Annotated in this window: 36 protein-coding genes and 1 tRNA gene; 20 read left to right on the forward strand and 17 right to left on the reverse strand. The window is 47.2% G+C overall.

The window, feature by feature from the left end; all coding sequences use genetic code 11:
- Window positions 1-3: 3 nt before the first annotated feature.
- The 3 genes from BQ2657_RS03905 to BQ2657_RS03915 form a co-directional block, all read right to left on the reverse strand.
- Window positions 4-1,407, reverse strand: coding sequence for a radical SAM/SPASM domain-containing protein (locus tag BQ2657_RS03905; protein ID WP_075579455.1), 1,404 nt, complete (start codon window positions 1,405-1,407; stop codon window positions 4-6).
- A gap of 159 nt (window positions 1,408-1,566) precedes the next feature.
- A complete protein-coding gene (locus BQ2657_RS03910) occupies window positions 1,567-1,890 on the reverse strand; it encodes an AzlD domain-containing protein (RefSeq protein WP_075579456.1) in 324 nt (107 codons plus the stop codon).
- The gene (locus BQ2657_RS03915) at window positions 1,887-2,642 is read right to left on the reverse strand and encodes an AzlC family ABC transporter permease (protein WP_075579457.1); all 756 of its coding nucleotides are present in this window, start codon (window positions 2,640-2,642) and stop codon (window positions 1,887-1,889) included. The genes BQ2657_RS03910 and BQ2657_RS03915 overlap by 4 nt, the downstream gene beginning before the upstream one ends.
- A 184-nt stretch (window positions 2,643-2,826) precedes the next feature.
- On the opposite strand from BQ2657_RS03915, the gene BQ2657_RS03920 reads away from it, so the two are divergent.
- The 5 genes from BQ2657_RS03920 (at window position 2,827) to BQ2657_RS13365 (ending at window position 7,929) form a co-directional block, all read left to right on the forward strand.
- The gene (locus BQ2657_RS03920; RefSeq protein WP_075579458.1) at window positions 2,827-4,092 is read left to right on the forward strand and encodes a DUF1015 domain-containing protein; all 1,266 of its coding nucleotides are present in this window, start codon (window positions 2,827-2,829) and stop codon (window positions 4,090-4,092) included.
- Window positions 4,076-5,161, forward strand: coding sequence for a 3-phosphoserine/phosphohydroxythreonine transaminase (gene serC / locus BQ2657_RS03925; protein WP_075579459.1), 1,086 nt, complete (start codon window positions 4,076-4,078; stop codon window positions 5,159-5,161). The genes BQ2657_RS03920 and serC overlap by 17 nt, the downstream gene beginning before the upstream one ends.
- Before the next feature lie 12 nt (window positions 5,162-5,173).
- The gene (locus BQ2657_RS03930) at window positions 5,174-6,424 is read left to right on the forward strand and encodes a sodium/glutamate symporter (protein WP_075579460.1); all 1,251 of its coding nucleotides are present in this window, start codon (window positions 5,174-5,176) and stop codon (window positions 6,422-6,424) included.
- A 137-nt stretch (window positions 6,425-6,561) separates the two neighbouring features.
- Window positions 6,562-7,116, forward strand: a complete 555-nt coding sequence (locus BQ2657_RS03935) for a LemA family protein (protein ID WP_075579461.1) — start codon at window positions 6,562-6,564, stop codon at window positions 7,114-7,116.
- A gap of 30 nt (window positions 7,117-7,146) precedes the next feature.
- Window positions 7,147-7,929: a TPM domain-containing protein gene (locus tag BQ2657_RS13365; RefSeq protein WP_075579462.1), complete on the forward strand. Its 783-nt coding sequence runs from the start codon at window positions 7,147-7,149 to the stop codon at window positions 7,927-7,929.
- Between the two features lie 197 nt (window positions 7,930-8,126).
- Here BQ2657_RS13365 and hydG read toward each other — a convergent pair whose 3' ends face one another.
- The 4 genes from hydG to BQ2657_RS03960 all read right to left on the reverse strand — a co-directional run bounded on the left by hydG (window position 8,127) and on the right by BQ2657_RS03960 (window position 12,074).
- Entirely contained in the window at window positions 8,127-9,548 is a 1,422-nt protein-coding gene (gene hydG / locus BQ2657_RS03945) for a [FeFe] hydrogenase H-cluster radical SAM maturase HydG (protein WP_075579463.1), read from the reverse strand.
- A 437-nt stretch (window positions 9,549-9,985) separates the two neighbouring features.
- Window positions 9,986-10,513, reverse strand: coding sequence for a hypothetical protein (locus BQ2657_RS03950; protein ID WP_075579464.1), 528 nt, complete (start codon window positions 10,511-10,513; stop codon window positions 9,986-9,988).
- 200 nt (window positions 10,514-10,713) lie between these two features.
- Window positions 10,714-10,790: transfer RNA gene (locus BQ2657_RS03955), tRNA-Arg, on the reverse strand.
- Between the two features lie 213 nt (window positions 10,791-11,003).
- A complete protein-coding gene (locus BQ2657_RS03960) occupies window positions 11,004-12,074 on the reverse strand; it encodes a site-specific integrase (RefSeq protein WP_075579465.1) in 1,071 nt (356 codons plus the stop codon).
- Between the two features lie 122 nt (window positions 12,075-12,196).
- Between BQ2657_RS03960 and BQ2657_RS03965 the strand changes: the two genes are divergently transcribed.
- Window positions 12,197-13,123, forward strand: a complete 927-nt coding sequence (locus tag BQ2657_RS03965) for an LAPAL motif-containing putative phage structural protein (RefSeq protein ID WP_075579466.1) — start codon at window positions 12,197-12,199, stop codon at window positions 13,121-13,123.
- 360 nt (window positions 13,124-13,483) lie between these two features.
- On the opposite strand, the gene BQ2657_RS03970 is transcribed toward BQ2657_RS03965, so the two are convergent.
- The 7 genes from BQ2657_RS03970 to BQ2657_RS04000 all read right to left on the reverse strand — a co-directional run bounded on the left by BQ2657_RS03970 (window position 13,484) and on the right by BQ2657_RS04000 (window position 17,794).
- Window positions 13,484-13,705, reverse strand: coding sequence for a hypothetical protein (locus BQ2657_RS03970; RefSeq protein WP_075579467.1), 222 nt, complete (start codon window positions 13,703-13,705; stop codon window positions 13,484-13,486).
- 201 nt (window positions 13,706-13,906) lie between these two features.
- Window positions 13,907-14,431: a PIN domain-containing protein gene (locus BQ2657_RS13055; protein WP_198524512.1), complete on the reverse strand. Its 525-nt coding sequence runs from the start codon at window positions 14,429-14,431 to the stop codon at window positions 13,907-13,909.
- A 338-nt stretch (window positions 14,432-14,769) separates the two neighbouring features.
- Complete coding sequence (locus BQ2657_RS03980; protein ID WP_075579468.1) at window positions 14,770-15,006, reverse strand: hypothetical protein; 237 nt, start codon at window positions 15,004-15,006, stop codon at window positions 14,770-14,772.
- 44 nt (window positions 15,007-15,050) lie between these two features.
- Window positions 15,051-15,257, reverse strand: coding sequence for an Ada metal-binding domain-containing protein (locus BQ2657_RS03985; protein ID WP_083236164.1), 207 nt, complete (start codon window positions 15,255-15,257; stop codon window positions 15,051-15,053).
- Window positions 15,258-15,335: 78 nt separating this feature from the next.
- A complete protein-coding gene (locus BQ2657_RS03990) occupies window positions 15,336-17,021 on the reverse strand; it encodes a sulfatase-like hydrolase/transferase (RefSeq protein ID WP_187119171.1) in 1,686 nt (561 codons plus the stop codon).
- Between the two features lie 184 nt (window positions 17,022-17,205).
- Window positions 17,206-17,427, reverse strand: a complete 222-nt coding sequence (locus BQ2657_RS03995; RefSeq protein ID WP_075579471.1) for a hypothetical protein — start codon at window positions 17,425-17,427, stop codon at window positions 17,206-17,208.
- A gap of 1 nt (window position 17,428) precedes the next feature.
- A complete protein-coding gene (locus BQ2657_RS04000; protein WP_075579472.1) occupies window positions 17,429-17,794 on the reverse strand; it encodes a helix-turn-helix transcriptional regulator in 366 nt (121 codons plus the stop codon).
- 145 nt (window positions 17,795-17,939) lie between these two features.
- On the opposite strand from BQ2657_RS04000, the gene BQ2657_RS04005 reads away from it, so the two are divergent.
- The 3 genes from BQ2657_RS04005 (at window position 17,940) to BQ2657_RS04015 (ending at window position 18,906) form a co-directional block, all read left to right on the forward strand.
- Window positions 17,940-18,140: a helix-turn-helix transcriptional regulator gene (locus BQ2657_RS04005; RefSeq protein WP_075579473.1), complete on the forward strand. Its 201-nt coding sequence runs from the start codon at window positions 17,940-17,942 to the stop codon at window positions 18,138-18,140.
- A gap of 16 nt (window positions 18,141-18,156) precedes the next feature.
- Entirely contained in the window at window positions 18,157-18,558 is a 402-nt protein-coding gene (locus BQ2657_RS12770; RefSeq protein ID WP_143224832.1) for a hypothetical protein, read from the forward strand.
- A 90-nt stretch (window positions 18,559-18,648) separates the two neighbouring features.
- Entirely contained in the window at window positions 18,649-18,906 is a 258-nt protein-coding gene (locus BQ2657_RS04015) for a hypothetical protein (protein WP_075579475.1), read from the forward strand.
- An 8-nt stretch (window positions 18,907-18,914) separates the two neighbouring features.
- Here BQ2657_RS04015 and BQ2657_RS04020 read toward each other — a convergent pair whose 3' ends face one another.
- Window positions 18,915-19,328 carry a hypothetical protein gene (locus tag BQ2657_RS04020; protein WP_075579476.1) on the reverse strand — a complete coding sequence of 138 codons (414 nt, stop codon included), beginning with the start codon at window positions 19,326-19,328 and terminating at the stop codon, window positions 18,915-18,917.
- Between the two features lie 59 nt (window positions 19,329-19,387).
- On the opposite strand from BQ2657_RS04020, the gene BQ2657_RS04025 reads away from it, so the two are divergent.
- Window positions 19,388-19,582: a hypothetical protein gene (locus BQ2657_RS04025; protein ID WP_075579477.1), complete on the forward strand. Its 195-nt coding sequence runs from the start codon at window positions 19,388-19,390 to the stop codon at window positions 19,580-19,582.
- Here the strand turns inward: BQ2657_RS04025 and BQ2657_RS13565 are convergent.
- The gene (locus tag BQ2657_RS13565) at window positions 19,579-19,956 is read right to left on the reverse strand and encodes a DUF2513 domain-containing protein (RefSeq protein WP_083236166.1); all 378 of its coding nucleotides are present in this window, start codon (window positions 19,954-19,956) and stop codon (window positions 19,579-19,581) included. The two genes, BQ2657_RS04025 and BQ2657_RS13565, sit on opposite strands and share 4 nt — an antisense overlap.
- A gap of 200 nt (window positions 19,957-20,156) precedes the next feature.
- On the reverse strand, window positions 20,157-20,351 hold the full coding sequence (locus BQ2657_RS13060) for a hypothetical protein (RefSeq protein WP_075579478.1): 195 nt from the start codon (window positions 20,349-20,351) through the stop codon (window positions 20,157-20,159).
- Between the two features lie 71 nt (window positions 20,352-20,422).
- Between BQ2657_RS13060 and BQ2657_RS04040 the strand changes: the two genes are divergently transcribed.
- The 10 genes from BQ2657_RS04040 to BQ2657_RS04090 all read left to right on the forward strand — a co-directional run bounded on the left by BQ2657_RS04040 (window position 20,423) and on the right by BQ2657_RS04090 (window position 25,580).
- Window positions 20,423-20,734, forward strand: coding sequence for a DNA-binding protein (locus BQ2657_RS04040; RefSeq protein ID WP_075579479.1), 312 nt, complete (start codon window positions 20,423-20,425; stop codon window positions 20,732-20,734).
- Window positions 20,735-20,745: 11 nt separating this feature from the next.
- Window positions 20,746-21,186: a helix-turn-helix transcriptional regulator gene (locus BQ2657_RS04045; protein WP_075579480.1), complete on the forward strand. Its 441-nt coding sequence runs from the start codon at window positions 20,746-20,748 to the stop codon at window positions 21,184-21,186.
- Window positions 21,186-21,419, forward strand: coding sequence for a hypothetical protein (locus BQ2657_RS04050; protein ID WP_075579481.1), 234 nt, complete (start codon window positions 21,186-21,188; stop codon window positions 21,417-21,419). The genes BQ2657_RS04045 and BQ2657_RS04050 overlap by 1 nt, the downstream gene beginning before the upstream one ends.
- Window positions 21,394-21,573: a hypothetical protein gene (locus BQ2657_RS04055; RefSeq protein ID WP_075579482.1), complete on the forward strand. Its 180-nt coding sequence runs from the start codon at window positions 21,394-21,396 to the stop codon at window positions 21,571-21,573. Before BQ2657_RS04050 ends, BQ2657_RS04055 begins: the two co-directional genes overlap by 26 nt.
- Before the next feature lie 99 nt (window positions 21,574-21,672).
- The gene (locus tag BQ2657_RS04060) at window positions 21,673-22,227 is read left to right on the forward strand and encodes a host-nuclease inhibitor Gam family protein (protein WP_075579483.1); all 555 of its coding nucleotides are present in this window, start codon (window positions 21,673-21,675) and stop codon (window positions 22,225-22,227) included.
- A 1-nt stretch (window position 22,228) separates the two neighbouring features.
- Complete coding sequence (locus tag BQ2657_RS04065; protein ID WP_083236167.1) at window positions 22,229-22,975, forward strand: ERF family protein; 747 nt, start codon at window positions 22,229-22,231, stop codon at window positions 22,973-22,975.
- Between the two features lie 249 nt (window positions 22,976-23,224).
- Window positions 23,225-23,761, forward strand: coding sequence for a hypothetical protein (locus BQ2657_RS04075; RefSeq protein ID WP_075579484.1), 537 nt, complete (start codon window positions 23,225-23,227; stop codon window positions 23,759-23,761).
- A gap of 13 nt (window positions 23,762-23,774) precedes the next feature.
- Window positions 23,775-24,569, forward strand: a complete 795-nt coding sequence (locus BQ2657_RS04080; RefSeq protein WP_075579485.1) for a hypothetical protein — start codon at window positions 23,775-23,777, stop codon at window positions 24,567-24,569.
- Window positions 24,562-25,101 carry a hypothetical protein gene (locus tag BQ2657_RS04085; protein WP_075579486.1) on the forward strand — a complete coding sequence of 180 codons (540 nt, stop codon included), beginning with the start codon at window positions 24,562-24,564 and terminating at the stop codon, window positions 25,099-25,101. The genes BQ2657_RS04080 and BQ2657_RS04085 overlap by 8 nt, the downstream gene beginning before the upstream one ends.
- Window positions 25,098-25,580 carry a hypothetical protein gene (locus BQ2657_RS04090; protein WP_075579487.1) on the forward strand — a complete coding sequence of 161 codons (483 nt, stop codon included), beginning with the start codon at window positions 25,098-25,100 and terminating at the stop codon, window positions 25,578-25,580. The genes BQ2657_RS04085 and BQ2657_RS04090 overlap by 4 nt, the downstream gene beginning before the upstream one ends.
- Window positions 25,581-25,665: the final 85 nt, after the last annotated feature.

The following is a 25,665-nucleotide window of genomic DNA, read 5'->3' on the forward strand; positions in this document are numbered from 1 at the left end:
TTTTCAATCTGCCCCTAAAGGTATTTCTTCTTTTTCTTTCTTTTCCTGGATCTCCTTCCAAAGTTTTGCAGCCATAGGAGCCCAGGCTTTGGCATAAGCTTGGCAGCTGCCGCAGAGGGTATCCACGTCTTCCGGCGACTGGAGGTCGGTGGAACGGGCACCGGAGCGATGGACCATGGCTTTCAGGCAGTCAGGGTTCTCCAGCATGGGACAGGGCCGCAGGTGGTTTGCATTGAAAGGCTGCCCTTTGGCATATTCCTGGAACAGGGGCTGGCGCAGGCAAGTGAGCAGGTCGTCCCGGTTGATGTTGGCGCTGGAATAGTGGATGAATACGCAGGGTTCCACATCTCCGGCCGGGTTGATGTGGCAGTAGTTCCGTCCTCCAGCGATGCAGCCTCCGATGAATTCCCCGTCGTTCTGGAAATCGATGGGAAACAGGGCTATGGGACTGTCACTGCTGCGGATCTTACGGATCCGCCGGACCATATAGGCACGCTGTTCCGGAGTGGGCAGCAGATCCAGAGAGGCTTCATTGCCTACCGGCATGTAATGGAAGAACCAGCTGTACCAGGCTCCGTTGTCCACCAGCATCTGGAGGAAACGGTCACTGGTGACGGTCTCGATGTTCTTCCGGGTGTAGCAGATGGAAGTCCCGAAGAAAATCCCGTATTTCTTCAAGAGAGACATGGCATGCATCACCTTATCGAAATCACCTTTGCCTCGGCGGCTGTCGTTGACTTCCCGGTAGCCTTCGATACTGATGGAGAAGCTCAGGTTCCCTACTTCAGCCACCTGGCGGCAGAAAGCATCATCGATCAAAGTGCCATTGGTGAAGGCATGGAATTCACAGTCTGGGTGAGCCCGACAGAGCTGCAGGATATCTGCTTTCCGGACTAGGGGTTCTCCTCCAGTCATCATAAAAGTGTGGACTCCCAGGGCTCTTCCCTGTGTGACGATCTTGTCCATGGTTTCGTAGGAAAGATTCAGGGTGTGGCCATATTCAGCGGCCCAGCAGCCGATGCAGTGCATATTGCAGGCACTGGTAGGGTCGAATAGGATGGTCCAGGGAATGTTGCAATGGTATTTTTCCCGGCAGGCTTTCCGGGTCTTCAATCCATAGAAGCCGGATTCAAAACCTAGATCCATGATGCCGGTCTTAAGGATATGAGGATTGAGTGTGTCCAGTCCCCGTTCCACGAATTTCCACCATTTTCCTCCTTGGCGGATCAATTCTCTGGCACCTGCAAAAGAAGATTTGGCAAAAAAGCCTCCAAAGAATTTTTCCATCAAGTACGAAAGCCGGAGTAAGGATTTTTTCCGTTCTTCTGGATCTTTTACAGACAATACATGGTCAACGACCGTTTCAACAGCTTTCCGTTCAGCATCATGGATGAGCTTGCTTTCCATGATCCTCATCTCCTTCATCACAACTTCTGTTATAGAGTATAGCAGGTTGGAATGAAAAGTCAAAAAAGACAAATTAATTTCACAATTAAATATAAAAAACAAATAAAAATGTAATAATGTGTTACAAAAAGGGGGCTGCTGCGCATGCAACAGCCCTTTTTACAATACATATTCCAGCAATGCAAACACGCCGCCTCCGGCCAGTACGGCCACTCCCAGGGATTTTGTCTTCAGCACCAGAGGGGTGATCAGCAGGGTGGTCAGCAAGGGAATGTTGTGGAGGGAAAGGTTCACGTGGCCTTCTGTCAGGAAAATATCCGGGAATACCAGGGCACCAAAAATGGCGGGAGGGACAAAATTCAGCCAGACTTTGAACCAGTGGGGAATGGGATACTTCTTGAGGATGGCCATGGGGAGGATCCGAGGCAGGAAACCGGTCAGGGCCATGATCAGGATGACGCCGAGAATATAATTTTGGTTCATGCTTCCGTCCCTCTTTCTATGGTAGTGCAGGATCCTTCTTCCGGCACTGCTGATTTTCGAGGCTGGATTTTCTTTTCGTGCTGCAGATACAGCCAAGCAGCAACCCCGGAAGGCAGCAGGGACGCCACTACGATATGCAGCTTGAAGGGAACCATTTGGGCAAGGAGGACGGCCAGGATCCCGGCGGTCAGACCGGTGATCACCATGGTCCGGTTTTTCAGGTAGTTGGACCAGATGCCCAGGAACATGGCAGTCAGGATATAGGAAACCAGGGACAGATCCAGCTGGATCAGCTTGGATGCATAACAGCCGAAAGCATTGGCCACGGCCCAGACCACCATGCTGAGGAGATCCAGGCCCAGGGCCTCTTTATGGGTCCAGTGTTCTGTCTCATTTTGGAAAGAGGAAAGATTCAGGGCAAAAGTTTCATCCGTGGTCCCGTAGGAGAATAGAGCTGTGTACAGGCCGGATTTTTTGGAAACTAGGGGAGCCAGGGTGGAGGTGAACAGAGCATAGCGGAGGTTCACCATCAGGATGGTCAGGGCAATGGAAATATAGGAAGCACTTTGGAGCATCATGGCGATCCCGATGAATTGGGAACTGCCGGCAAAGGCCAACACACTCATGATGAACATATGGAATGGATTCAGACCGGCTTTTTCACCCAGCATGCCGCAGGCTATGCCCAGGACCCAGTAGCCCAGGATGATGGGAGCATCTTTCTGCAGGACCCGCCGTGTAATATATCCCATGGAAAAACCTTCTTTCAATGTACAATGGATACAGGATTCTTTGTGCCATATTATATACCACTTTACAAATTTTTACTATAGACGCACATCTATGGTATAATGAGCGTATAACATCACATAAAAAAGACTTTTTTGTTACGAAAAAATCAGAAAAAACGAATGATATCAAGCGGGAGTGATAATTATGGCAGAAATCAGACCTTTTGCTGCCCTGCGTCCGGTACCGGAGCTGGTAAGCAAAATCGCTGAATTACCTTATGATGTAATGAGCACCCAGGAAGCACGGGATATCCTGAAGGAGAATCCTCTGAGCTTCGTGCGGGTCAGCCGGGCAGAAGCAGACCTGCCGGAAGAAATTTCGGAATCCGATCCCCGGGTGTATGGAAAGGCCAGGGAGAACCTGGAAAGATACATTGCTGAGGGACAGATGAAACAGGATCCCCAGCCCTATTACTATATCTATCGACAGCAGATGGGAGCCTATATCCAGATTGGCCTGGTGGCGGCTGCTTCTTTGAAAGAATACAAGGAAGGGATCATCAAGCGCCATGAGCTGACCCGGCAGAACAAGGAGACCGACCGGGTGAACCATATCCTGGCCACCAAGGCCCAGACGGGGCCTGTGTTCCTGGCTTATAAGAGCAAGGGACTCCTGACGGCGTTCTTGCTGGAATACATGGGGAGTCATATGCCGGTCTATAATTTTGTAGGGGATGACAAGATCCGTCATACCCTGTATGTAATCAGCGAACCGCTGAAAGTAAAGGAAGTGACCCGGCTCTTCCAGCAGGTCCCTGAACTGTATATCGCCGATGGCCATCACCGCTGTGCGGCGGCTCTCCGGGTAGCGGAAGAACTGGGGAAACGGCCAGGCCAGACGGGGAAGGAAGAATACAACTACGTATTGGCGGTGATCTTTCCCTCCAATATGCTCCATATCCTGCCTTACAACCGGATTGTCCGGGATCTGGGGGAACTGAGCGAAGAGAAGTTCCTGGAAATGGTCCAAGAGAAATTCCTTATGGAAAAAGCCGACCGTCCGGTGACTCCCCAGGCACCCCATACCTTCGGCATGTACATCAGCGGCCAGTGGTATAAACTGACCGCCAAGCCGGACACCTATCCGACGGAAGATCCCATCCATTCCTTGGATGTGAGCATCCTCCAAGACAACCTGCTGGCACCGGTGCTGGGCATCGATGATCCTCGGACGGATCCCCGGATCGACTTTGTAGGAGGGGTACGGGGACTGGGGGCCCTGGAAGATGCTGTAGATGGAGAAGATGCCACGGTGGCCTTCTCTATGTATCCTACTTCCATGGATCAGCTGATGAATGTGGCAGACAAGGGACTGGTGATGCCGCCCAAATCCACTTGGTTTGAACCGAAACTGCGGGATGCGCTGACGGTACATATGATAGGAGATGAACAAGATGGGAAGAATCTATAATTTTGGAGCCGGCCCGTCCATGATGCCTCTGCCGGTACTGGAACAGGCCCAGCGGGAACTGCTGGATTACAAGGGCAGCGGGATGTCTATGCTGGAAATCAGCCACCGGAATGCCTTGTTTGAAGAAGTAAATGATCAGGCCCAGGCGCATATCAAACAGCTGCTGGGGATGGATGACAGCTGGGTGGTGATGTTCATGGGAGGCGGGGCTTCCCTGCAGTTTTCCATGATCCCTATGAATTTCCTGACCCCTGGCAAAGTGGCAGCTTATGCCATTACCAGCACCTTTTCTGAAAAGGCCATCAAAGAAGCCCATAAGGTAGGAAAAGCAGTGGAAATCTACAGCAGCAAAGCCACGGGCCTGGACCGGGTGCCCCGTCCGGAAGAGCTGAAGCTGCCGGAGAACTGTGCTTACCTGCATCTGACTGGGAACTGTACCGCAGAGGGACTGGAATATTTCCATTATCCTGATACGGGAGATGTACCGCTGATCGTGGACATGTCCTCGGACATCCTGAGCCGGCCCATTCCCCTGGACAAATTCTCCTTGATTTATAATGGTGCCCAGAAGAATATCGGACCTGCCGGGGTGACTGTGGTCATGGCCAAAAAGGAGTTCCTGAAGGGCCGGGATCCCCAGCTGCCCACCATGATGAACTATGAAACTTTTGCGGATCATGATTCCACCTATAATACACCGCCGGTGTTCGGAGTCTATCTGGTGGATCTCATGTCCCAGTGGCTGCTGGATCAGGGAGGCCTGGGCGCAATGGAAAAGCGCAATCGGGCCAAGGCCAAACTGGTCTATGATGTGCTGGATGCCCATCCGGGATTTTACCGGGGCCATGCCCAGAAGGACAGCCGTTCCCTGATGAATGTGACCTTCAATCTGCCTTCCAAAGAACTGGAAACCCGCTTTGTGGCAGAGGCGAAGGAGCAGGGACTGGCAGGCCTGAAAGGCCATCGTTCCATCGGAGGAATCCGGGCTTCCATCTATAATGCCATGCCGCTGGAAGGGGCCCAGGCCCTCACCGACTTTATGGAAAACTTTTGGAAGAACAATCGGTAAGGACGTGAAAATATGATTATTTCCCTGGTAAAGGGAATCCTGACCATCCATGCCGATGGAATCTGCACCACCTCTTTGGCAGCTGTCATGCTGCTGGTGGGATGCTGGCTGAAAGCCCGGAACCAGCTGCTCCGCAAGTACTGTCTGCCAGCTCCCGTCATTGGGGGATCGCTGGCCATGTTCCTGGTCTTTTTGGGCCACGAAGCCGGTCTAGTCCATATCCAGTTCGATACCCAGTTCCAGACTCCTTTTATGATTTGCTTCTTTACAGCGGTGGGATTGGGGGCGAAACTTTCTGCCTTCAGCAAGGGCATGAACCAGGGCGGGAAACTGCTGCTGGTTTACTGGCTGATCACAGCTTTCATCTCTCTGTGCCAGAATCTGATCGGGCTGACCGTGGGACACTTGATCGGCCTAGAACCGGCTTATTCTCTGCTGGCCTCTGCTATATCCATGGTGGGAGGACATGGAGCAGCCGGGGCCTATGGGAGCACCTTCTTGAAAATGGGCTATCCTGCCAGTATGGAAGTGGGGGCTTCTGCCGCTACTTTCGGACTCATTGCGGCAGTGATGTGCGGCGGTCCCATGGGCCGTTTCTTGATTGAAAAATATCATCTCCATGCCGAAGAGGAGGAAGAAGCACAGCCTCTTCCGGAAAAACCCAAGAATCTGACCCATCAGCAGCTGGCTCGACTGGATATCCTGAAGAATGTGGCAGTGATCCTCATCTGCATGGGTTTGGGTGTCTGGCTGGCCCAGGGCGTAGGGATCCTGCTGAATATGACTTTTCCCAGCTATGTCTGTGCCATGTTTGTGGGGGTCTTGGTCCGGAATCTTAACGAAAAAGCCCACTGGTACCGTTTCAGTGAATCTCTGGTCAGCTCCTTTGGGGAAATCATGCTGAACTTGTATCTAGCCATTGTGCTCATGTCCCTGAAATTATGGGAAATGGCCGGAATCCTCAGCGGGGTGATGCTCATCGTCCTGGCTCATGTGGCATTCATGCTGGTCATGTGCTATTTTGTGGTGTTCCGGGTCTTGGGGAGCAACTACGATGCGGCAGTGATGTGCGCTGGGCTCTGCGGTCATGGTCTGGGGGCGGTGCCGTCTGCCATGGTGAACATGACGGTGCTGGCGGACCAGTACGGGATGAGCCGGAAAGCCTTCTTGATTGTTCCAGTGGTAGGTTCCTGCCTGGCGGATCTGGCCTATCAGCCCCACACCCTGCTCTTGATCAAGCTGTTTGTGGAGAATTTGAATTAAAGGGGTTGTTGCACGCGCAACAGCCCCTTAATTCACAATAAGTTTGACCTTTTGACATTGACAGAGTTACAAAAATCAGATACCATGCTGGATAGAAAAAGACTTTTTGACAGTCATTTACAAGGAGGAGTATACAGATGAAAAAAGGCTTGGCTGTTTTCTTTGTTGTGGTTCTGCTGCTGGCCGGCTGGGTCTTCGGATCCTATAACGGGGTAGTGGCTGCCAATGAGAATGTCAATGGAAAATGGAGCCAGGTGGAAACCCAGCTCCAGCGTCGCAGTGATTTGATCCCCAACTTGGTGAATACGGTAAAAGGCTATTCCGCCCATGAGAGCCAGGTGTTCACCGATGTGGCCAATGCCCGGGCCAAATTGGCTGGTGCCCGGAATGTATCAGAAACTTCCCAGGCCAACGGGGAATTGAGCGGCGCCCTGACTCGACTCCTAGCCCTTTCTGAGAATTATCCCCAGTTGAAGGCCAATACCAATTTTATCCAGCTACAGGATGAACTGGCGGGAACGGAAAATCGGCTGGCTGTGGCTCGGAAGGACTATAACGATGCGGCCCAGACGTATAATGCCAAGATCAAGAGTTTTCCTACAGTGTTGGTGGCCCGGCTGATGGGTTTCCAGGAACGGAGCTACTTCCAGGCGGATCCACAGGCCCAGAAAGCTCCCCAGGTGAAGTTTTAACAGAACGGGCAGCGTGAAAGGAGGAAGCCTATGAAAAGGCTGTTGCTGTTCCTGCTGCTGTTCTTTCAGATGGCCTTTACGCCGCTCCAAGCTGGTGCGGCGGCCAAGGTCCCGCCTCGGCCCACTTCCAGCATCTATGTCCAGGATCAGGCAGGTGTCCTGTCTCGGAGCACCCGGGATACCATCAGTGCTTACAGTACGGCCCTGGCCCGGAAGACCAAGGCACAGATCGTGGTGCTGACGGTGCCCAGTCTGCAGGGACAGGCACTGGAAGACTATTCTCTGACAGTACTCCGTCAATGGGGGATCGGGGACAAAGAAAAAAACAACGGGGTCCTGCTGCTGGTAGCGGTCCAGGACCGGAAAAGCCGGATCGAAGTAGGATACGGATTGGAAGGCGCTCTGCCCGACGGCTTGACGGGACGGATCCAGGACCAAGCCATGCTGCCCTATTTCCGTCAGGGGGACTATGACCGGGGCATCCTCAATGCCTATTCGGCCCTTCTCCAGACGGTGCTGAAGGATTACAACCTCACTCCCCAGGACCTGCAGGTGGAAAAGACCCTGCCGGCCAAGCAGGGGAGCAGTGTAACTGTATCGCCCCTTATGGCAGGGGCCGGGCTCCTGGGGATCTTGATCCTGCTTTTGGTAGATCGGATCCTTTTCGGAGGCGCTCTGTTCCGTTTCCTCTTCTATCTGTTCTTCTTCCGGGGCGGTGGCCGCGGAGGCGGCGGCTTCGGAGGAGGAGGCTTTGGAGGCGGCAGTTACGGGGGTGGTTCCGGAGGAGGAGGGGGCTCCAGCAGGAGCTGGTAAAGGCGGGTGAAAATTCACCCCCGGTCGCGAGTCGTAAGTCGCAGGCTTGTTGGTACAGCCCGAAGATCTGCTTTCCAGATTTCATTCGATTTTCTCTTGTCATTTATAGAAAAAAACAAACGGTTTGAACGTCCAGGCTCGCGACCCGAGACCCGCGACAAAAAAACGGCTGCTATCAGGCAGCCGTTTTTTTACTGTCAGAACCGAAAATCCCGCTCTCCTCCATCGATCTTCTGGAGATAGGTCTCACAGGTGGTGCGGACTTTTGGATTGGGAATATTGTCCAGCTCCCGCCGGATGGCTTCCATACCTTTCTGCCGGGTTTCCGGGGAAGCGTAGTCGTCCAGGTATTCCCGGAGGGTCAGAAGGGCATTGGGCTGGCAGCAGTTGGAGATTTCTCCCGTCTTGGCCAAGCTCATGAACCGGTCCCCGGTGCGGCCGGCCCGGTAGCAGGCAGTGCAGAAGCTGGGGATGTATCCGTCGGTGAGGAGCCAATTGATCACCTGATCCAGGGTCCGGTTGTCGTTCACCTCAAATTGGGCAGAATCTTCCTCTTCCTCTTCGGCATATCCTCCCACGCTGGTCCGGGAAGCCCCGCTGATCTGGGAAACGCCCACTTCCAGTACAGCCTTTCGGGTGGCAGCGGATTCCCGGGTAGAGATGATGATGCCCGTATAGGGAACGGTGATCCGCAGGATGGCTACGATTTTCTTGAACATGGCATCAGAAATGGCATTGGGGAAAGACTGGACGGAAATGTCATCAGCTGGACGGATCCGGGGCACGCTGATGGTGTGGGGTCCTACTCCGAACATGGCTTCTAAATGTTCCTTGTGCATCAGGAGACCGGCAAAGTCATACCGGTACATGTTCAGACCGAACAGTACTCCTACCCCCACGTCGTCGATACCGCCCTCCATGGCCCGGTCCATGGCTTCCGTATGGTAGGCATAGTCGTGTTTGGGACCGGTGGGATGAAGTTTTTCATAATTTTCTTTATGATAGGTTTCCTGGAATAGGATGTAGGTGCCGATGCCGGCTTCCTTCAGCTTCCGGTAATTTTCCACAGTGGTGGCGGCGATATTCACATTTACCCGGCGGATGGCACCGTTTTTGTGTTTGATGCTGTAGATGGTGTGGATGCATTCCAGGATGTATTCAATGGGATTGTTCACCGGGTCTTCCCCGGCTTCCAGGGCCAGCCGTTTGTGGCCCATATCCTGGAGGGCGATGACTTCTCTGCGGATTTCGTCCTGGGTGAGCTTTTTCCGGGCAATGTGTTTGTTCTTCATGTGGTAGGGACAGTACACACACCCGTTGACGCAGTAATTGGACAGATACAGAGGAGCAAAGAGCACAATCCGCTGGCCATAGATCTTGTCCTTGATTTCCCGGGCCAGGCCGTAGATCCCTTCCAGGATGGAGGGGTCTTCACAGGCCAGGAGCACGGAAGCTTCCCGATGGGTGAGACCTTTCAAGGTACGGGCCTTTTCCAGAAGGCTCCGGCAGTAGTCCAAGTCATGGCTGCGTTCGTCTGCAAAGGCCAGGGTGTCCAGGATTTCCTGGTGGTTGATGAATTCATCCGCTTTCGGAGATGCAGGATTGTACGGTATGGTCATTTTTTCCTCCCCTTCGCTCCCTCTGAAATAGAAAAAGGAGCCCGGCCTGAAAAAGGCCGCAGCTCCCCTGTGATTCGTTCCTGTACTGCCTTAGTACTCGGTTCACCTTGTACGCAGGGAGCAGATTATGGATATTGTAACGTGTGAAACAGAAAAAAGCAAGAAAAAAGAAAGCGTGCAGAGGGCACAGAGCGCGGAACCATAGGGGAGTTTCCAGGCTTTTGCCTTTGGCAAAATGCCGCCAGAGGCGCCTGCTTCACACAAAACGAAGGTCATAAAAATAATCCCAGGAGCCAGCTTACCGCTCCTGGGATCAGCCATATTCAGTTGTACAGGTTTCTTCCGAACTCAATTGTATTTTGGACTCACCTCAAAAACTGCTTTCTTTCGTTACATCACGATCCTGTATTTTGGACTCACCCCAAAAATCAATTGACTTACTTGAATTTCAATTCCTGATAACCGATCAACGCAGTTGCCGGGTTCAAAAGTGCGGTCCCGGTGAGGGTCGCAGTTTCGAAAGTGGCTTTGTAAATCACAAACGGTGTACCGCTTTTATCGTCTGTATATTTCGTGACCACAATGTTTTTGGCATCCGGATAGTCTGCCAATATGGTTCCTTTTACATCAGCTTCCGTTTTGCTCACCGTAACGGATCCGGGATAATTGGACGTCTTGATGACGGCACTCTGTACTTTGCTGGTGGACCGATCTACAACGATCTCGTACCGCTGCAGGGTATCGGGAACCAGGTACTCCAGATCAAATTTTGCATCATCCGTCTTTGCGCTTGTCAGCACCGCTTCAGGCGGTACGACCTTCGCTGCAGCATCAATTGCAGCCTGTTTGCTGGCAATGGTATCTTTCACGGCTGGTGCAGCCATTGCGGGAACAACCGTACCAAAAGAGGAAGCAACAACCACTCCGGCAACGATTGCTTTCGCGATCTTCTTATTTAGGCCCATTGGAAACCCCTCCTGTCTTACGGAAAACCCAATCATTCCCTGTCTTTGATTGAATTCCCTTTCTTGGCTCTATCATAGCATTTTTCTGGAAATATGCAAGAAAAATCAGAAAGCGAAAGAAAACTTTACATTTTCTGTTTCAAATGGTGCGGCAGAAAAAAAGAAGCTGTTGCATCTGCAACAGCTTCTGTACATTTTATTGGTGGCCCCGGAGTGATTCGAACACTCGACCTTTTGGTTCGTAGCCAAACGCTCTATCCAGCTGAGCTACGGAGTCATTACCGAACAGTTATTATTATACGGAATCCAGGATGGAATGTCAAGCCGTTTTTGAAAAAAGTCAGCAGATGCGGCAGAATTTCCGGAAGGAAGGAGCAGGGAGGCTAGGCATTTTCCCACTTATATTATATAATAAGATATTACAAAATTTTAGCCTATAACCGCATGAAATAAGGGAATTAATGACATGACGACAAAAATACGACAAAAATTAAAAGAGACGCTGGACAGTTTTGGCCGCTCGGTCCCGTACATCTTGAGTGTAGTCCAGATAGGTAGCAGATACTGTTTGAATCGTATCACCTAGAACACCAGCAACCAAATTTACATCACCTGTTTCAGATAGCAGCAGCGTAGCAAAGGTATGGCGCAAACTATGGAAAGTACGACCTGGAAAATGCTTTCTAATGTATTCACCAGCCAGGGTAGCAATGTAGAGAGAGGAGAGCCCGCCAAAAACTCTACCGTCAAGCGGCAGAGGCCGAAAGTCATGCCATACTTTTAACTCGTGGAGCAGACTTGCTGAGACAGGGAGCGTTCGATAGCTGTTTCTAGTCTTACAGGGCTTAAACCCTTGCACCCCATGAGCTACGGAACCCCATTGCTTATTAATGGTAATGGTCTGCTTGTTGAAGTCGATGTTGTCCCAAGTAATCCCCAGAGCTTCGCCACATCGCATTCCTGTAGTAGCTGCTATCAGAATTAGCAGGTATACGTCCGCACGATAGTCTTTGACTCCTTCAATCAGCTGGTGCAGTTCTTTACGGCTCAGTGCTCGGAGAGGCTTTTTTTCTTTAAACCGGATCCTAGATACAGGCCGGGCCGGATTTGATGGGATGATTTTATAAATCTTCATAGCATGTTCCAGAATGGTTTTGAGAGCAGCCAGGGAAAGATTCTTAGTGGCTGTAGATAAGTCAATCTGTTGGAAAGCGTTGACAATAGCCGCTGTGGATAGTTTTACCAAGGGGATATCCAGTATAGAAGTAAAATTCTCTAAACCTGCCTTGTAAGTCCAGAGCGTGCTGAAAGTTAGCTCCTGGCTTTTATCCCTTTCGTAGATCGCCCAGAATTTTCTAAGAGTGATTCCCCTTAGAGTCGGATCTAGATCAAAGCCTACTTCTTTTCTGGCTAGCCTTAGTAATTCATCCTGGTGCTTTTTAGCCTCTCTTTGTGTCTTAAAGCCCTGCTTGGTTTTCTGTTTCCACCTGTTTCCAATTTTGTAGGACAGGACTAGGCAGATACTACCGTTTCTTTCACGGTAACTGAAACTATATTCCATAAGAATAGCCTCCTTCTAGCAAACAGTAAACTATATACAAAAAAAGAAAAATATTTTCAGAGCCTGTCTGATTTGTTATAATAAAAGCAAATGGGCCAATACAGAGAAAGGGGATGGCACTAGTGAGTGAAATCAAAAAAGCCAGAATCGCTTACTCTGGGAAAGCTTTGGATGATGGAACCATGCCTGTACGGGACCTAGCCCCGGCTCTGTTAGCTTTTTCGGAATTGGTTGAAAATGCTTATAAGGCCATAGGTGGAGAAAGACAAATCAAGGTCTTACTGAACCAGGACAGTTTGAATAAGGGCTCATTTGATATCACTTTTCTATTGAACCTTGACTTTGCAGAGCAGCTGAAAATGTTTGTCTCTGGGGCTCAAGCTAATGGGCTGAGTGATTTAATGACTGTTTTGGGATGGGGGCCAACCCTCACGGCTGTTGGCGGGGGAATCTTTGCCCTAGTGAAGAAGATTGGCGCACGGAAAATCAAGAAGATTGATTCTAAAGAGAACCGCGTGGAAATGATGTTGGATGATGGGGAAACCATTCTGACGACCCCCAATACGTTGAAGGTCTTTATGAACGTAGATTGCAGGCTGAGTATAGAGAAAATTGTTGATCCGCTAAAACAATCGGGAATTGACTCATTTTCTTTACGAGATCCAAATAGGCCAGACGCCAAAGCCCCATTAGTTGACATTAATAAGATGGAAGTAGATATTTTTAAAGCCCCACCAGCAGAAGAAGAAGCTGATATGGACCAGAAAACTTCAGAAATGGAAATGCTGGCGCGGATTATTACAGTCAATTTTGAACTAGGGAAATGGCGTCTTTCCGATGGAAATAATACTTTTTGGGCATCTATTGAAGACGACGACTTTTTAAAACAAGTGGAACGGCGGGATTTAGCTTTCCGAAAGGGTGACACTTTACGGATCAAGTATTATATCCACCAGACAATCCGAAATGGTAAACTGGCTACTGAATATGTTGTTACCCATGTGATTGAGTTGAGAGAGGCACCACGGCAAATTAAGCTTAACTTTTGATTTTCTTCATTATTTTTCTGATGGATAAAAAAGAATTTCCGTGATATACTTGCTTTGTAAGTTTCCTTTGGACAGGTAGACTTACAATCTTTCTCCCCCTGCCAGTTACCGCAGTGCTGGCAGGGTCCTTTGTTTTAAAAATCTTGCCCAGGTTGAACTGAAGTCTGTAAACTCGTCTAGTTTTCTGTTTGCAGTCCAGTTCCTATAGCAGTAAAAGAAATTGTATGATAAAATAAAAACGTAATCTCTCTTTCCGGCCTGAGATTACGTTTTCCCTGTTGGTAGCCGCGTATCCTACCAACAGGGATTTTTGCGTCCTATTCCTTCTTTTCACCATGGAATTCTACACCTAGCATATCTTTATAAATATCTCCAACCAGACAAATCTTCAGGGGCCTCTTCAATGCCCTTTAACTTGTCCCAACCATTATGGCCAGTGGTGTGCATGTAAACATCGATGGCTGCTTCTTCAGGAGATATATAAGCGCTGTACATACCTCTATCTATCTCTAGCCAAAAGTTGCCTCTAAATGGAAAAATCCTAAAAACACCTACACTAGATTTAAAGTAATAAGCATGCATTGGAATATCCTCCTCTTTAGATTGAGACTAGCAGTATGTTAGTAACTCGATTCTAACTTTTTCTTGTTACAAGGTTTGGGGAAAGTGGACCGTAGGCCATCAATATGCTCATAGAGATCTTCTTTTATAGGGGCCCACATAGGATCAAGAATAAAATCAATGCCTTCACGGCGAGCAAATTTGGCAGCTGGGACAAAATCGCTATCCCCTGAAATAAGAACAATTTGGGTAACCTGTTTTTTTTAAAGCTAAAGAAGTAATATCAATTCCAATACGCATATCTACTCCTTTTTGCTTGACATCCATGGAAAAATCTTCTTCCTTCAAGTCGTGCCATTTTAATCGACCAGAACACAACTTCTTGATTTTATCATAGTTTATTCTCCAAGTGACATTTATGTCATCAATCCTGCCAAGACGTAAAGCCATTTTTCTTTTTTTTCGCAGCTCATCATGAAATTGAAGCCTCCAAATACTCCTTTCAGATTTAGCCATATCAATCTGTTGTTGATGGTATGGATGGAATACCTTGTTTTGAAGTGGAGGGCAATCATAAAAGAAAATACGATATAATTTATTCCGTTCGCCCTTTCGGTCTCTAGCAAGGTGTTTTTCGGAATACGAGCAGAGTTTGCTAGCCAGTTCATCTGGTGTTAATTTTCCGAAGATATGTAAGGCTCTTTTAATGAAAAAAGCACCATCAACTAAAATCGCTACATTTTCCATTACTAATCATCCTTTCCTGGTAAAACAAAAATCCTTGGGGTCGGCCGACTCTGGATAAATAGAGTGGCTTACTGCCAAGGATTAGACAACCATATGCAACATCAAATTCGATGTACTTTAATAGTAAAGCATCCTGGCAACTTTGTCAATACTTTTTCTTTGTATTATTTTTCCTTCAGCAGTTTCTTTTGCTCTTTTTCGATCTGCTTAATACTCTTATCTGGAGTAGGAAGATCTTCCAGCATAGCTGCCTAAGGTAACCATTTTGTGGACTTATCTGTTTTATCATAGTCAGAGGAAAGAGCAAAGAGGTCACGCAGCTTTTGATAGAACCTTTTTCACTGGCTCGAATATCCTGGTTTGTCGGAATTTGCAATTTGCATAAAACGCAAATTGCTTTCCTGTTCTAGCTCATTTTCATCGAAAATGGCAGCAAGATGGCGAGAAATGGTAGATATGTTTTTTTGAAAAAGCTCGGCGATTTGAGCTTGGGTAAGCCACACTGTTCCGTCTTTTGCATACAAGCGGACGTTAGATTGCCCATCTTCTGTATTGTAAATAATGATGTTGTCCATGGCTTAATTACGTTTCCTTTCACCAACAGGTCTTGGACGATGAATTATGGCCGGCAAATCCCACAAGGAGTGTATCCTGCATCAATAGCTTCTTCACGGGTGTCAAAGTGAACACGATGATCTGCACGGATTCTTTGCTCTGCTCTGCATCCTTCGTAGTGGAACTTGTGGCTGGCAGAGTTGCCTACATAGGCAAGAGCAGTAGAACAAAGAGTAACCAACAATGCGGTAAGTAAAGCAATCTTTCTCATAGTAAACGCCTCCATTTATTTTTTATCCCCAGAATTTCTTCTCTGGAGAGAGTAAACTTTATTGAACTTCAGGAACATCTATGATCGGGAATCATCAGCAATCCTTCTTTTCCCATGCAGTGTTAAGGCATTGTCACGAGTAATATTGTAGTCAGGGCTGGTCAAGTCGCACTGCCGGCAGTAAAAGTTAGACGGTGCATGAAGGATGCCAGAAAGGGTATCGAAAAGCAGATCATTGGTGAAAATGGCATTTTCATGGGCCCGAAGTTGTTGGCTTACTTGTGGATAAGCCTGCTGATAAGAAGGAGAAAGATAAATCCACAGCGGAATCCGGACCATGTCGTATTGGAAGGGAGAAGCTGTATGGGTCAGTTCCATATCTTCTCCATGATCGGATACATAAATCATGGCCTGGAGAGGCAGGCTTTTGGCTTCTTCAAAAATGTCCTTCAGTACAAAATCGGTGTAATGGAGAGAACGACGATACCAAAGAGCCTTTTCCCGTTTATCCACGTCGGCCCAATGCTGCTTTTCTACATAGGCCTGGGGAACTCGGTGGTCATAGCGGAAATGGCTGCCCATAAGGTGCAAGACGATAAAATTCTTTTTCCCCGCAGGAATCCGGGAAAGCGGTTCCAGAATATCTTCATCCGGCTCCTGCAACCATTCCTGGTGGTCAGCCTGCTGGGCAATGACGGTAATTCCCGCATCAGAAACACTACTCTGCTCCTGAGTGGAAATCCAATAGGTTTCATAGCCGGCTTTTTTTGCCAGGGTCATAATATCCACTGAATATTTCAGGGGCTTCCGATTGTATTGATTTGCACTGGTAAGGGCCTGAGTTATAGCCATAACGGTGTTGGGAAAATTGGAATAGGCATGGGGATAAAAGAAAAAACATTGATCCTGCCGGTGGGATTTTTCCCAAGGGGTAGTATTTTCGGGTGTATCAGCAAAAGCAGACATATCATCCCGACAGGCACTTTCTCCCAGTACTAGAACAATGGAACCAGAAAGCTGGGAGGCTGGGGTCTCCAATTTCAGGGTACGGGCATTCTGGGGCAGATTCTGGCGTAGCTCTTTAAAAGCCTGGAGGGGGCCATTCTCCCGGTACAGATGGAAGACCCTGTCAGATGGAAAAATGGAAGTCAGATAGTTGCCGAAAAAATATAGGAGTACCAGGGGAAGAATGGCCCATTTTTTCCCTTTCAGTTCTGGACAGGCAGAACGGTGGCAGCTGGCTTCAATCCAGCGGTAAAGCAACAAAAATTCGGCTGTAAGACCCAAAAGAACACCTGCCAACAGAGACAGACTGAAAATCGAGCTGAGGTAATTGTAGGCTTCCCGGGGAGTGGTGGCCAGAATGGACAGCAGAGCAATTTCATCCAGGGGTTTCCCGTAATGGAAAAAATAAAAACAATAGGCCAGGCTGGACAGTTCTAGCAGAAACAGCAAAAGGGTATAAAGGGAGCAAAGAGGCTTGCGGGCTTTTTTACTGTGGGATGCCAATTCCAGAAAAACAACAGTGGAGGCAAACAAAACGGAAGGAAAAATAAAGTAATTACCAATATCATTTTGGAAAAAAACTGGAAGCTGAGAAAAAACTAGACCATAGGGAAGTAGCCAGAGGAGGGCGATGAAACCAGCTATCCTTTCTCTGCGTTGCTGTTCTCTACTATCTGGAAACAAGAAATGGACAAGAATCAGAGACCCATATAGAAATACACCGCTGCGGATGAGACGGAGCAGGGTGATTCGGTGCATAGGATATAAAGGAGACTGAAAGCAAGACATACAAATAGCAAAACTAAAAAGAAGTATCAGCAAAAACGTTTTTGTAGCATACAACAGCTTTTGCTTATAAATTGGCGAAAAGTGCGTAAAATCACCTTCTTAGAGTTATCTTATCCTATTTTACTTAACTCTACCCAAAATATTATAACAGCTTTTATTTTTTGTGCCTTTCAACTTCCACCTGCGTTACGGTAAGTTCACGATTCAAATCATTATGCTTTTCATGTTCTTCTTCATGTTCAAAAGACTTTTTGTTCATCTCGTAACTGAGACGGGAGTTGAGGTAACAAGTAGGCTCGCCATTTTCATCTTCGCGGACAAAGCTCCGGATATCATATGGCAATGGCAGAAGGACAGTTCTCATTGGTTTGCTCATTTTAATCAACGCCTTCTTTAGATTTCTGGTAATCGATAAACTTCATAACCTCCTTGATGGATTCCGGATTTAAATGCTTTGTGGCATCGAAAAGTACTTTATATTGGGGGTTGTCATGGATTTCTTGGGCCAAGCGGGCAGTATCAGGATTTAGATAATATCCACCAGACGGTTTCTTATTACCGATTAGTTCATCTACGGTTATATCAAAAATTTTAGATAATTTTATCAAGGTATTTGGGTCAGGGGTAGAACGGTCTGTTTCCCATCTTGCAATAGCTTGTTGAGAAAATCCAACCTTCTGAGCAAGCTCAGCCTGAGTCATTTTATGTAATGAACGCAATCTTTTCAATTCATTACTAAGCATTAAAATTCAGCCTCCTTTCTTTTACACCACCAAAATACCACAAAACGTAGTAAAAATAAAACAATTATATCGAAACCTAACTATTGAATATAACTACTTAATGTAGTATACTACAATTGATAGTTAAAGAGAAGGGAGGCATAAAATGGAAAATCTTCTTGTACAGCTCCGTGGAGAAAGGACCCAAACAGAGATGGCTGAAAAATATGGCGTCAGCCAACAGTCTTGGAGCTGCTGGGAAAATGGGGCTCGAAAACCTCCGCTCAATATTATGCTTAGGCTAGAAAAAGATAGCGGGATTCCAATGGAGAAAATCTTTTATAAAGAGTTCAACAACTATAAGTAGTAAAAAAGAAAAAATCATGGAAGTGAAAATTAATGGAATGCCAAAAGAAATAGCCGATTTTCTAAAAGAAATAGAAAACCGGCCAATGTACTCAAAGCCTACGGCTCATACCCATAGCGTACCAAGCATTAGCTCTGATATCCATTGTCATAGCATACCAAGCATTAGCTCTGATACCCATTGTCATATCGTGCTGACGCCTAACTCAGATGAAGATGAATGGAGAAATGGAATGAAGAAGCGGAAACAAAAAAAAGGTCTTCTGCTGGGAGCAAAAGACCCTAAGGGTTATTCAGTCAGGATTTCGATTAAAGTTTCCGATGGTAACGCCAACAATCTGATCGGTGAAGATTGCAAGGACTTCATAATTCAGAGTTTGTTGAGGGCACGCAAACGGGACAACCTGAGCATTTTTTAGAAGCAATGTTTTGGAATTGCTAATGACGAGAGCATCTGGGGATAAAGTTTCATAAATTTTAATGGGGCCAAACTAAGGGGGAATTAACTTATGAATGAACTTGACCGACTGAAAACAGAAAACACCGATCTCAAGCGGCAGCTTGAAGAACAGCGATTGAAAGAAGCGGATACAGGCCAGATGACTAAGCAAGAAATAGTAGCACGTTTAAACAAAATGACTGCCGACTTCAATCAGCAACTTGAAGAATGGCAAAAACAAGGCAAGTTATGCAATGAAAAAAGAATCTATTTTAAGTTAATGGGATTCTTGTTAAAGTGCTGCTGGTGCCTGGTTGAGAGCATCTAAAAGGCCGCTTAGTCTTTAAAATACGTAAGCAAGAATTCGACAATGTCGATTATTGTTCTGATAGCAGCCATCTTTTCTGTGCGTGTCCATTCACTAAACGTTGGAAAGAAAGAATTAAACTGGCGCTCCTCTTTTTCAGCAAACTCGGGAACATCTTCAACGGGAACCTGCTCTTCAAAAACCGGCTGTGCTTGGAGTGCTAACTCAAGCAAACGGTCACGATCCTCTTGCTTAAACTGAGAAAGAAGTTCAAACGTGGGCGGCAAAAGGTCTTTGAGAGTAACGGCGTCAATAGTTTGTTTAAGTGTTCGCTTAGGTTCACTCATCAATTTAAGAGGACGACGAATCGAATCGGAAAACTGCTGCAGTGGTTTTGAATATTCATTGAGCCACTGAACACTAATTGAGTCAAACGGTTTCATAGGTATCGCATCTCCCTTCTGATCACATTATATCAGAAGGAAAACAAAAGGAGAAAATCATGAGCATCGAAAAGAAAGAAAATATCAGTGCTATTTCGGACAAAGAGGAAAAGCCAGAAATTGTGGTTAATATTGAGACAACCATTGAGCCCGCAGAAAAGGCAGTCAGCTACGTAACGACCATTATAAACAAAATGAAAGAAGAGTATAGCACGGACCACACTCTTCTTTTCAAGGTTGATTTTTACGACTAATGAGTCTCAAGATGTTTTATAAGGATCTTCCTCGCAATCTCTTGTACTACCTCAAGCGAAGCCGCACCCCCAACGGGCTTGAGCGATGCCTTGGTTTTCCTCCATACAAATCCATTCCGAATGGTATCAAGGTACTCACAGCCTGAGTTAGACAGACATTTGATTTGATACTGTGGGAACACATTATCATAGCGTCTTATATCAACGGCGTCTATCAATCCAGCCTGATACATCATATGGACATTGTAATAGAGACTATCCTTATTGCTGCATAAGTTTTTGAAATCGGCAGCAGTAAGGGAAGTGCTATCAGAGGCTTCTATTTGTAACATGATTCTACGGATTAAATCTAAATCGCGTTTTATTTTGAGCACATCCTTTCTCCTGGCATTATATCAGACGAAAGGATAATTATGAAGGGAGAGTTCAATGGCAATTTCAGTTACACTGCAAACAAAAACAAAAGGATTAAAACCCTATAAGAAAAAAGTAAAGAAGTTATTCAAACATTTAAGAAAAGCAAAATCATTGTCGGATGAAATTGCTTTCTTAAATGTTGAAGTGAAGTCAAAGGTTAAAAGGTTGTCTTCACATTAATGATAGCCCCGCAATAAGGGCACTTACATCGTGGCGGTTTTATCTTGATTGTTTTTTCACAATTCGGGCAAGGCGCATCTTGCCCATGCTTTTTTAAATCAGCTTTAACTGCTTGAGAGAGCTCTGCTCTGATTTTACGCATAAAACCATCTGAGTCAAAGTCAAACTTCATAAAAGACACCTTCTTTCTGCTTCTTAAATTATAGCAGAAAGCGCAGGTGAAAAAAGAGAAAGGAGCCAATTATGAAAGACAAGTTGGTACTGACAGCCACGGAAACGGCTGAAGTCTTGAATATCGGTCTTTCAAGCGTTTACTACCTGAGAGATCACAACATCCTTCCGCAGCTACATGATCTGCCAGGAGTGAGATTCAGAGCAAAAGATGTGTATGCCCTTGCAGGAGAAGGGAGCAATGCTCAGGAATACACGCCTTTCCGTTTCAAAGAGCTGGAAGCTGAGCTAAAGAACAAAGACGCAAGGATCCAGAAGCTTGAAACCATTCTGAAAGGAACAACGTCAAGAATGTTGGAAGCTTTGAAAGAAGGCGGTTTGTAACGGACGCAGAAATGATTGAGAATATCCGGGCTAACGTCAGGTACTACCGGATCGTGAAAGGGTTGTCCGGACGCCGGCTCAGTGCAGCTATTGGACTCAGCCCCACATGGATCTGCTGCTTTGAGTCAGGAATTATTCGGGAGTCAACTCCTGAAAATTTGCGGTTGTTGGCCAAGGCTCTTGGCAAGAAGCTCAGTGATTTGATCAAACCGCCCAAAGCTGTGATTCAGAAGATCAGTCCGGAAGAAACGGAGCAGGGATTGCAGAATCTGGAACGGATCCGTAAACAAAAAGGACTGTCGGTTCGGCAGTTTGAACAGAACCTGGGGCTGTGTGAGGGGCACCTGGCTAAGGCTCTAAAAGGTTATAGAAGATTTACCATTGAAACTTGGTGGAAGATTGCAGAAACACTGGACATGGATCTGAAAACGCTGATTAGGAGGGAAGCATAATGGTTTACAAAGTGGACGATGAATTCTTTAATCAGGTAGATGCGCTGCTGGATAGTATTGCTGACATGTGCCAGGCTACCGATACCCTGGAAAACGCAGGCGTAGCAATTATCAATATCCAGAAATGGACAGATATGAGAGACAAAGCTGCCAAGGTATTGGACAGCATGAATGATGGGTTCGATTCCGCGGAAGGAGAGAAAGAAAATGAAGAGGGATTACAGGATTGCTGAATTGCTGCTGGCTCCGGTGTTTTGGATTTACATTCTGGCCGGCATTGTGATTGACGATATTCGGGAATGGCCTCCCAGGTTCCAGGGTTTCATGGCTGGTATATCAGCAACGGTGATGGGGCTGGTTATTCTAGTAGGGCTGATGACCGTATGATTTTCCCAATAAAAAAATGACCATCAGTGGAGATCTGATGGCCACCATAAGGTAATTGGAGCACGCACTTCATAATTATTATAACATGGGAGGCTAGAAATGAAAAGGGAAATTAATGTAATGGATTACGAAAAAGATTTCTTGGAAGAAACAGCTCCGACTTATGTGAATAAGGAGGTGTGGAAACCCAAAACCGCCAAAGAAGCAGACTGGTGCTTAGGAAAAATCCGGGAGAAAGAAGCAGAAATTGAGGATGTACTGCGGTTTGTAGAAGCCAAGAAGAAAAGCTTAGACGAATACCTGGAAAAACGAACTCGTCCATTGATGGATGCCCAGGAACATCTTTCTGCGCTGCTACAAATGTATGCAGAGACTCAACTGGAGGGAAAGAAAAAACGCAGCATCTCTCTTCCTAACGGAAAATTTGGATTCCGAAAGTCACCGGCCAAGTTTCAGAGAGATGAAGCGACCTTATTAGAGTATGCAGAGAAAGAACTGCCTGATTGTGTAAAAATCAAGAAATCCGTAGACTGGGCAAACTTGAAGAAAGGCTGCACTGTTGACGGCGATCATTTGATTAGCCAGGACGGAGAAATCATTCCTGGTGTTACGGTTGAGCAGCAACCGGACAAATTCTACATGGAGGTGGGCTAAGATGACAGAAGAAAAACAACAGGTAGGAGCGACTGTTCAGGAGCCTCAGGCAGAAACCGAAAAGCCACAGGTGGAAGCGACAAAACCGATGGACTTTTTCGTGAAGCTGACCTGTATCCAAAATGAGCTCAGTGTCCCGAAGAACCAGTACAACAACTACGGTAAATATAATTACCGCAGCGTAGAGGATATCCAGGCAGCACTGAAACCTCTTTTGAAGAAATACAAAGTTGCCATGAGGATAACTGATGAAGTTATTCGTATTAAAGAGCGATTTTATCTTCGAGCGACCGCCTGCCTTCGTGACTGTGAAAGTGATGCATGGGCAGAGAATATCGGATATGCCAGGGAAGAAGACGAAAGAAAGGGAATGGATTCTTCTCAGATCACTGGCGCTTGCAGCAGTTATGCCCGAAAATATGCGCTGGGAGGGTTGTTCCTCCTGGACGATATTCAGGATGCAGATGCTAGAGACAACCAGGAAGCAGAACGCAGCCGGGTTCAAAGAGCAGTCAATCAGGCCATCTCACAATCTCAAATTGATCAGTTGAAACGATTGTTTGATGAAACCCAGCAGGGCAGCATGCTGAACCTGGAAACTAGAATTACCAATATGCTGAGATGGACAGGAGCACCGAGCATTCCGCAGCTGAACCAGCAGCAATGGCAAGCCTGTATGCATCAGCTGCAGCTGAAAAAGGAGAAGATGTACAGCAATGGGCAGCAGAGTCTCAATTATAACCAATGATCTGGACCGCTGCATCTTCTGTGGAAGGCCCAGAGAGGCCATCCATCATGTGTATTACGGAACTGCAAACAGACGGGTCAGTGAGGCAAATGGCTTCATTGTCCCGCTTTGCAGGGATCATCATACCGGCAATGGCGGAGTGCATTTCAACAAATGCCTGGATCTGTTCCTAAAAAGGAAATGCCAGGAAGAGTTTGAGAAGACACACACCCGGGAAGAATTTTTGAAACTGATTGGGAGAAACTACTTATGAAGCTGGTAAATGTAGAACAGGCTGTAGCGGATCCTCTCAGCCGGAAGATGAAACTGGTGGTCAATGTAGAGCCAGAAGATAAACAGGCTGTTATTGACTTGGTAAAAAAGATTAACGAGGGGAAAAAGAAATACACCCTTTCCATGGATCCAGTCAAACGGCAACGCAGCCTTTCGGCAAATGCTTATGCCTGGGTTCTAATGCAAAAGATTGCAGAAGTACTTCGGACAAGTAAAGAGGAGGTGTACCGGCAGGAAATCCAAAAAGTAGGAAGTTTCAACATCGTGCGTGTTATGAGCTACGCTGTCGAAAGGTTTGTAGAACGGTGGCATGCAAATGGGCTGGGTTGGGTAGCTGAGCCCATGGGCACGGATGGAGAAACAACGGATATAGTTGCTTACTACGGGTCAAGCACCTATGACCGGTTTGAAATGGGCCGGCTCATAGATGATCTGGTAGAAGAAGCAAAAGGACTGGGAATCGAAACAATGACTCCCACAGAGTTAGAAGGGTTGAAAGAATCCTGGAAGTAAGGAGGTGAGCGTTTTGGAGATTAAATATCTGGATGAAATCAATTCTTTCCACGATTGGCTGATTACGAATCCTGTCCCAACCACCGCACGTGTCCTTTGGTTTGCATTGATGCATTATTGCAACCGCACCGGCTGGCGGACGGAATTCAATCTGGCCATATCAGCGTTAGAATTGGACACAGGTCTGAGCAAGCAGGCCATCATTCGGGCAAGAAACGCTCTCCAACAAGCAGGAAGAATAAAGGTCACCGTACGCAAAGGAAATCAGGCCGCATTATACCATATTATCCCATTTGCGTTCCTTAAAGAGACGCAAATTGATACGCAAAGTGATACTTGCGTGATACACAAGGAAGACGCAAAGTGTCGCTTGGATGATACGCAAAGTGATACCATACCTAGACTAGATAAAGACAAGACTAAGACTAGAAAAGAAAAAGAGAAAAAAGAAAACACGCCCCTTGATTTGATTCGCCTCTTCGCTGGTGACAATGCAGAACTTAAAGCATCCTTGATCGGTTGGATGGAAATGCGCACCAGAATCCGGAAGCCTCTGACTACCCGCGCTACTGAACTGGCGCTCAAAAGGCTCAATACCCTGGCGCAGGGAGACCAGGACCTGATGGCAGCCATTGCGGACCAGAGCACCATGAATTCCTGGCAAGGCTTTTTCCCGCTCAAAGGGGAGAGTGTATCCCGACTCGGAGGAATCGAGGGGGCGCTGAACCAGGCCAGAAAGGCAACGGAGGATCTGGGAGAACGGAACTATGCGGATTGGATCGCAGAAGTGGAGGATGCCGATGGATGAAGCACTTGCGCTGATCAAATGCGCTTACCCGAAATTCACCGATGAGCAGGCACGGGTGTACGGGATCTGCCTGAAAGAGATCCCTGACGAAGTGCTGAAAAAGGCTGTGGTGAATGTGATCAAGCAGTCGAGATTCCTGCCGACGATTGCCGAAATCATCGAAGAATCAAAGCTGGTGTGGCAGTATGCTCGGGGAATTGAGCTGCCCAACGCAGAACAGGGCTGGGCAGAAGTCTACAAAGCCATCGGAGCCGTTGGCCCTTACCGGAAGCCCGTGTTCAAAGACCCGATGGTCCAAAAAACGGTGGAATGCATGGGCTGGCAGAGCATCTGCAACATGCTGGAAAGTGATGTGCCGCGGGTACGGGATACATTTCTGCGGATGTACCAGAACAACACAGAGCGCAAAGAAACGACCCGGAGAATGAGAACTACCTTGGCAGATGGAAAAGTACAGGCTCTTGTGTCCAGGACTGCACAACACCTTTTGACCCAAAAGGTGCAAGAGAAAGAACGGAGGAAAATCGAATGATCAAGATTTTGAGTGTGAAGAACGATCCCAAAGATTTGAGCACGTATGTGATCAAGTACCAGGAAACGAAAGGGGTGTTCATGAATGTGGTTACACTGTCCTGTGATGAACCGGGGCTGCCGGAATTTGACGCAGCATTCAAAACTCTAAGAAAAGATTTCTGCATCTTAGCAGCCATGCAGCCGGCAGAGACGGTTAAAGGAGCTGATCCGATGGAACGGGTCTATGTAAGCAGCATTTCAGCCCATGAAGGGAAAGACAAAACGACCTTTTCACTGACAGGCAAGGTGTACGATCCGTATATCGGGGACTACCTGACGATTTCGCTGCCTTCTGTGGACCAGGATTGTTTGGGCAAGACAATTCCGCTTGATATCCAGGAGCTTTTCACCCAGGCTGAGAAATACGTACAGGGAGAACGGGCACAGCAGAACTTGTTTGACCAGGAAGAAGAACAAGACCTGAGGGTGGTTAGTTGATGAGCGAAAAAAAGTATGTGGCTTGTATGGCATTAGCTGTTATCTGTGGGATGATCCTGGTGGCCGCAGCCACTCTTTTGGGACA

The sequence above is a fragment of the Acidaminococcus massiliensis genome, from assembly GCF_900095825.1.
Classification (GTDB): Bacteria; Bacillota; Negativicutes; order Acidaminococcales; family Acidaminococcaceae; genus Acidaminococcus; species Acidaminococcus massiliensis.

Bases quoted from the DNA above. Each gene is read 5' to 3' on its own strand.
- BQ2657_RS03905 (WP_075579455.1), bottom strand. From the start codon at position 1,407: ATGGAAAGCAAGCTCATCCATGATGCTGAACGGAAAGCTGTTGAAACG.
- BQ2657_RS03910 (WP_075579456.1), bottom strand. From the start codon at position 1,890: ATGAACCAAAATTATATTCTCGGCGTCATCCTGATCATGGCCCTGACC.
- BQ2657_RS03915 (WP_075579457.1), bottom strand. From the start codon at position 2,642: ATGGGATATATTACACGGCGGGTCCTGCAGAAAGATGCTCCCATCATC.
- BQ2657_RS03920 (WP_075579458.1), top strand. From the start codon at position 2,827: ATGGCAGAAATCAGACCTTTTGCTGCCCTGCGTCCGGTACCGGAGCTG.
- serC (WP_075579459.1), top strand. From the start codon at position 4,076: ATGGGAAGAATCTATAATTTTGGAGCCGGCCCGTCCATGATGCCTCTG.
- BQ2657_RS03930 (WP_075579460.1), top strand. From the start codon at position 5,174: ATGATTATTTCCCTGGTAAAGGGAATCCTGACCATCCATGCCGATGGA.
- BQ2657_RS03935 (WP_075579461.1), top strand. From the start codon at position 6,562: ATGAAAAAAGGCTTGGCTGTTTTCTTTGTTGTGGTTCTGCTGCTGGCC.
- BQ2657_RS13365 (WP_075579462.1), top strand. From the start codon at position 7,147: ATGAAAAGGCTGTTGCTGTTCCTGCTGCTGTTCTTTCAGATGGCCTTT.
- hydG (WP_075579463.1), bottom strand. From the start codon at position 9,548: ATGACCATACCGTACAATCCTGCATCTCCGAAAGCGGATGAATTCATC.
- BQ2657_RS03950 (WP_075579464.1), bottom strand. From the start codon at position 10,513: ATGGGCCTAAATAAGAAGATCGCGAAAGCAATCGTTGCCGGAGTGGTT.
- BQ2657_RS03960 (WP_075579465.1), bottom strand. From the start codon at position 12,074: ATGGAATATAGTTTCAGTTACCGTGAAAGAAACGGTAGTATCTGCCTA.
- BQ2657_RS03970 (WP_075579467.1), bottom strand. From the start codon at position 13,705: ATGCATGCTTATTACTTTAAATCTAGTGTAGGTGTTTTTAGGATTTTT.
- BQ2657_RS13055 (WP_198524512.1), bottom strand. From the start codon at position 14,431: ATGGAAAATGTAGCGATTTTAGTTGATGGTGCTTTTTTCATTAAAAGA.
- BQ2657_RS03980 (WP_075579468.1), bottom strand. From the start codon at position 15,006: ATGGACAACATCATTATTTACAATACAGAAGATGGGCAATCTAACGTC.
- BQ2657_RS03985 (WP_083236164.1), bottom strand. From the start codon at position 15,257: ATGAGAAAGATTGCTTTACTTACCGCATTGTTGGTTACTCTTTGTTCT.
- BQ2657_RS03990 (WP_187119171.1), bottom strand. From the start codon at position 17,021: ATGCACCGAATCACCCTGCTCCGTCTCATCCGCAGCGGTGTATTTCTA.
- BQ2657_RS03995 (WP_075579471.1), bottom strand. From the start codon at position 17,427: ATGAGCAAACCAATGAGAACTGTCCTTCTGCCATTGCCATATGATATC.
- BQ2657_RS04000 (WP_075579472.1), bottom strand. From the start codon at position 17,794: ATGCTTAGTAATGAATTGAAAAGATTGCGTTCATTACATAAAATGACT.
- BQ2657_RS04005 (WP_075579473.1), top strand. From the start codon at position 17,940: ATGGAAAATCTTCTTGTACAGCTCCGTGGAGAAAGGACCCAAACAGAG.
- BQ2657_RS12770 (WP_143224832.1), top strand. From the start codon at position 18,157: ATGGAAGTGAAAATTAATGGAATGCCAAAAGAAATAGCCGATTTTCTA.
- BQ2657_RS04015 (WP_075579475.1), top strand. From the start codon at position 18,649: ATGAATGAACTTGACCGACTGAAAACAGAAAACACCGATCTCAAGCGG.
- BQ2657_RS04020 (WP_075579476.1), bottom strand. From the start codon at position 19,328: ATGAAACCGTTTGACTCAATTAGTGTTCAGTGGCTCAATGAATATTCA.
- BQ2657_RS04025 (WP_075579477.1), top strand. From the start codon at position 19,388: ATGAGCATCGAAAAGAAAGAAAATATCAGTGCTATTTCGGACAAAGAG.
- BQ2657_RS13060 (WP_075579478.1), bottom strand. From the start codon at position 20,351: ATGAAGTTTGACTTTGACTCAGATGGTTTTATGCGTAAAATCAGAGCA.
- BQ2657_RS04040 (WP_075579479.1), top strand. From the start codon at position 20,423: ATGAAAGACAAGTTGGTACTGACAGCCACGGAAACGGCTGAAGTCTTG.
- BQ2657_RS04045 (WP_075579480.1), top strand. From the start codon at position 20,746: ATGATTGAGAATATCCGGGCTAACGTCAGGTACTACCGGATCGTGAAA.
- BQ2657_RS04050 (WP_075579481.1), top strand. From the start codon at position 21,186: ATGGTTTACAAAGTGGACGATGAATTCTTTAATCAGGTAGATGCGCTG.
- BQ2657_RS04055 (WP_075579482.1), top strand. From the start codon at position 21,394: ATGAAGAGGGATTACAGGATTGCTGAATTGCTGCTGGCTCCGGTGTTT.
- BQ2657_RS04060 (WP_075579483.1), top strand. From the start codon at position 21,673: ATGAAAAGGGAAATTAATGTAATGGATTACGAAAAAGATTTCTTGGAA.
- BQ2657_RS04065 (WP_083236167.1), top strand. From the start codon at position 22,229: ATGACAGAAGAAAAACAACAGGTAGGAGCGACTGTTCAGGAGCCTCAG.
- BQ2657_RS04075 (WP_075579484.1), top strand. From the start codon at position 23,225: ATGAAGCTGGTAAATGTAGAACAGGCTGTAGCGGATCCTCTCAGCCGG.
- BQ2657_RS04085 (WP_075579486.1), top strand. From the start codon at position 24,562: ATGGATGAAGCACTTGCGCTGATCAAATGCGCTTACCCGAAATTCACC.
- BQ2657_RS04090 (WP_075579487.1), top strand. From the start codon at position 25,098: ATGATCAAGATTTTGAGTGTGAAGAACGATCCCAAAGATTTGAGCACG.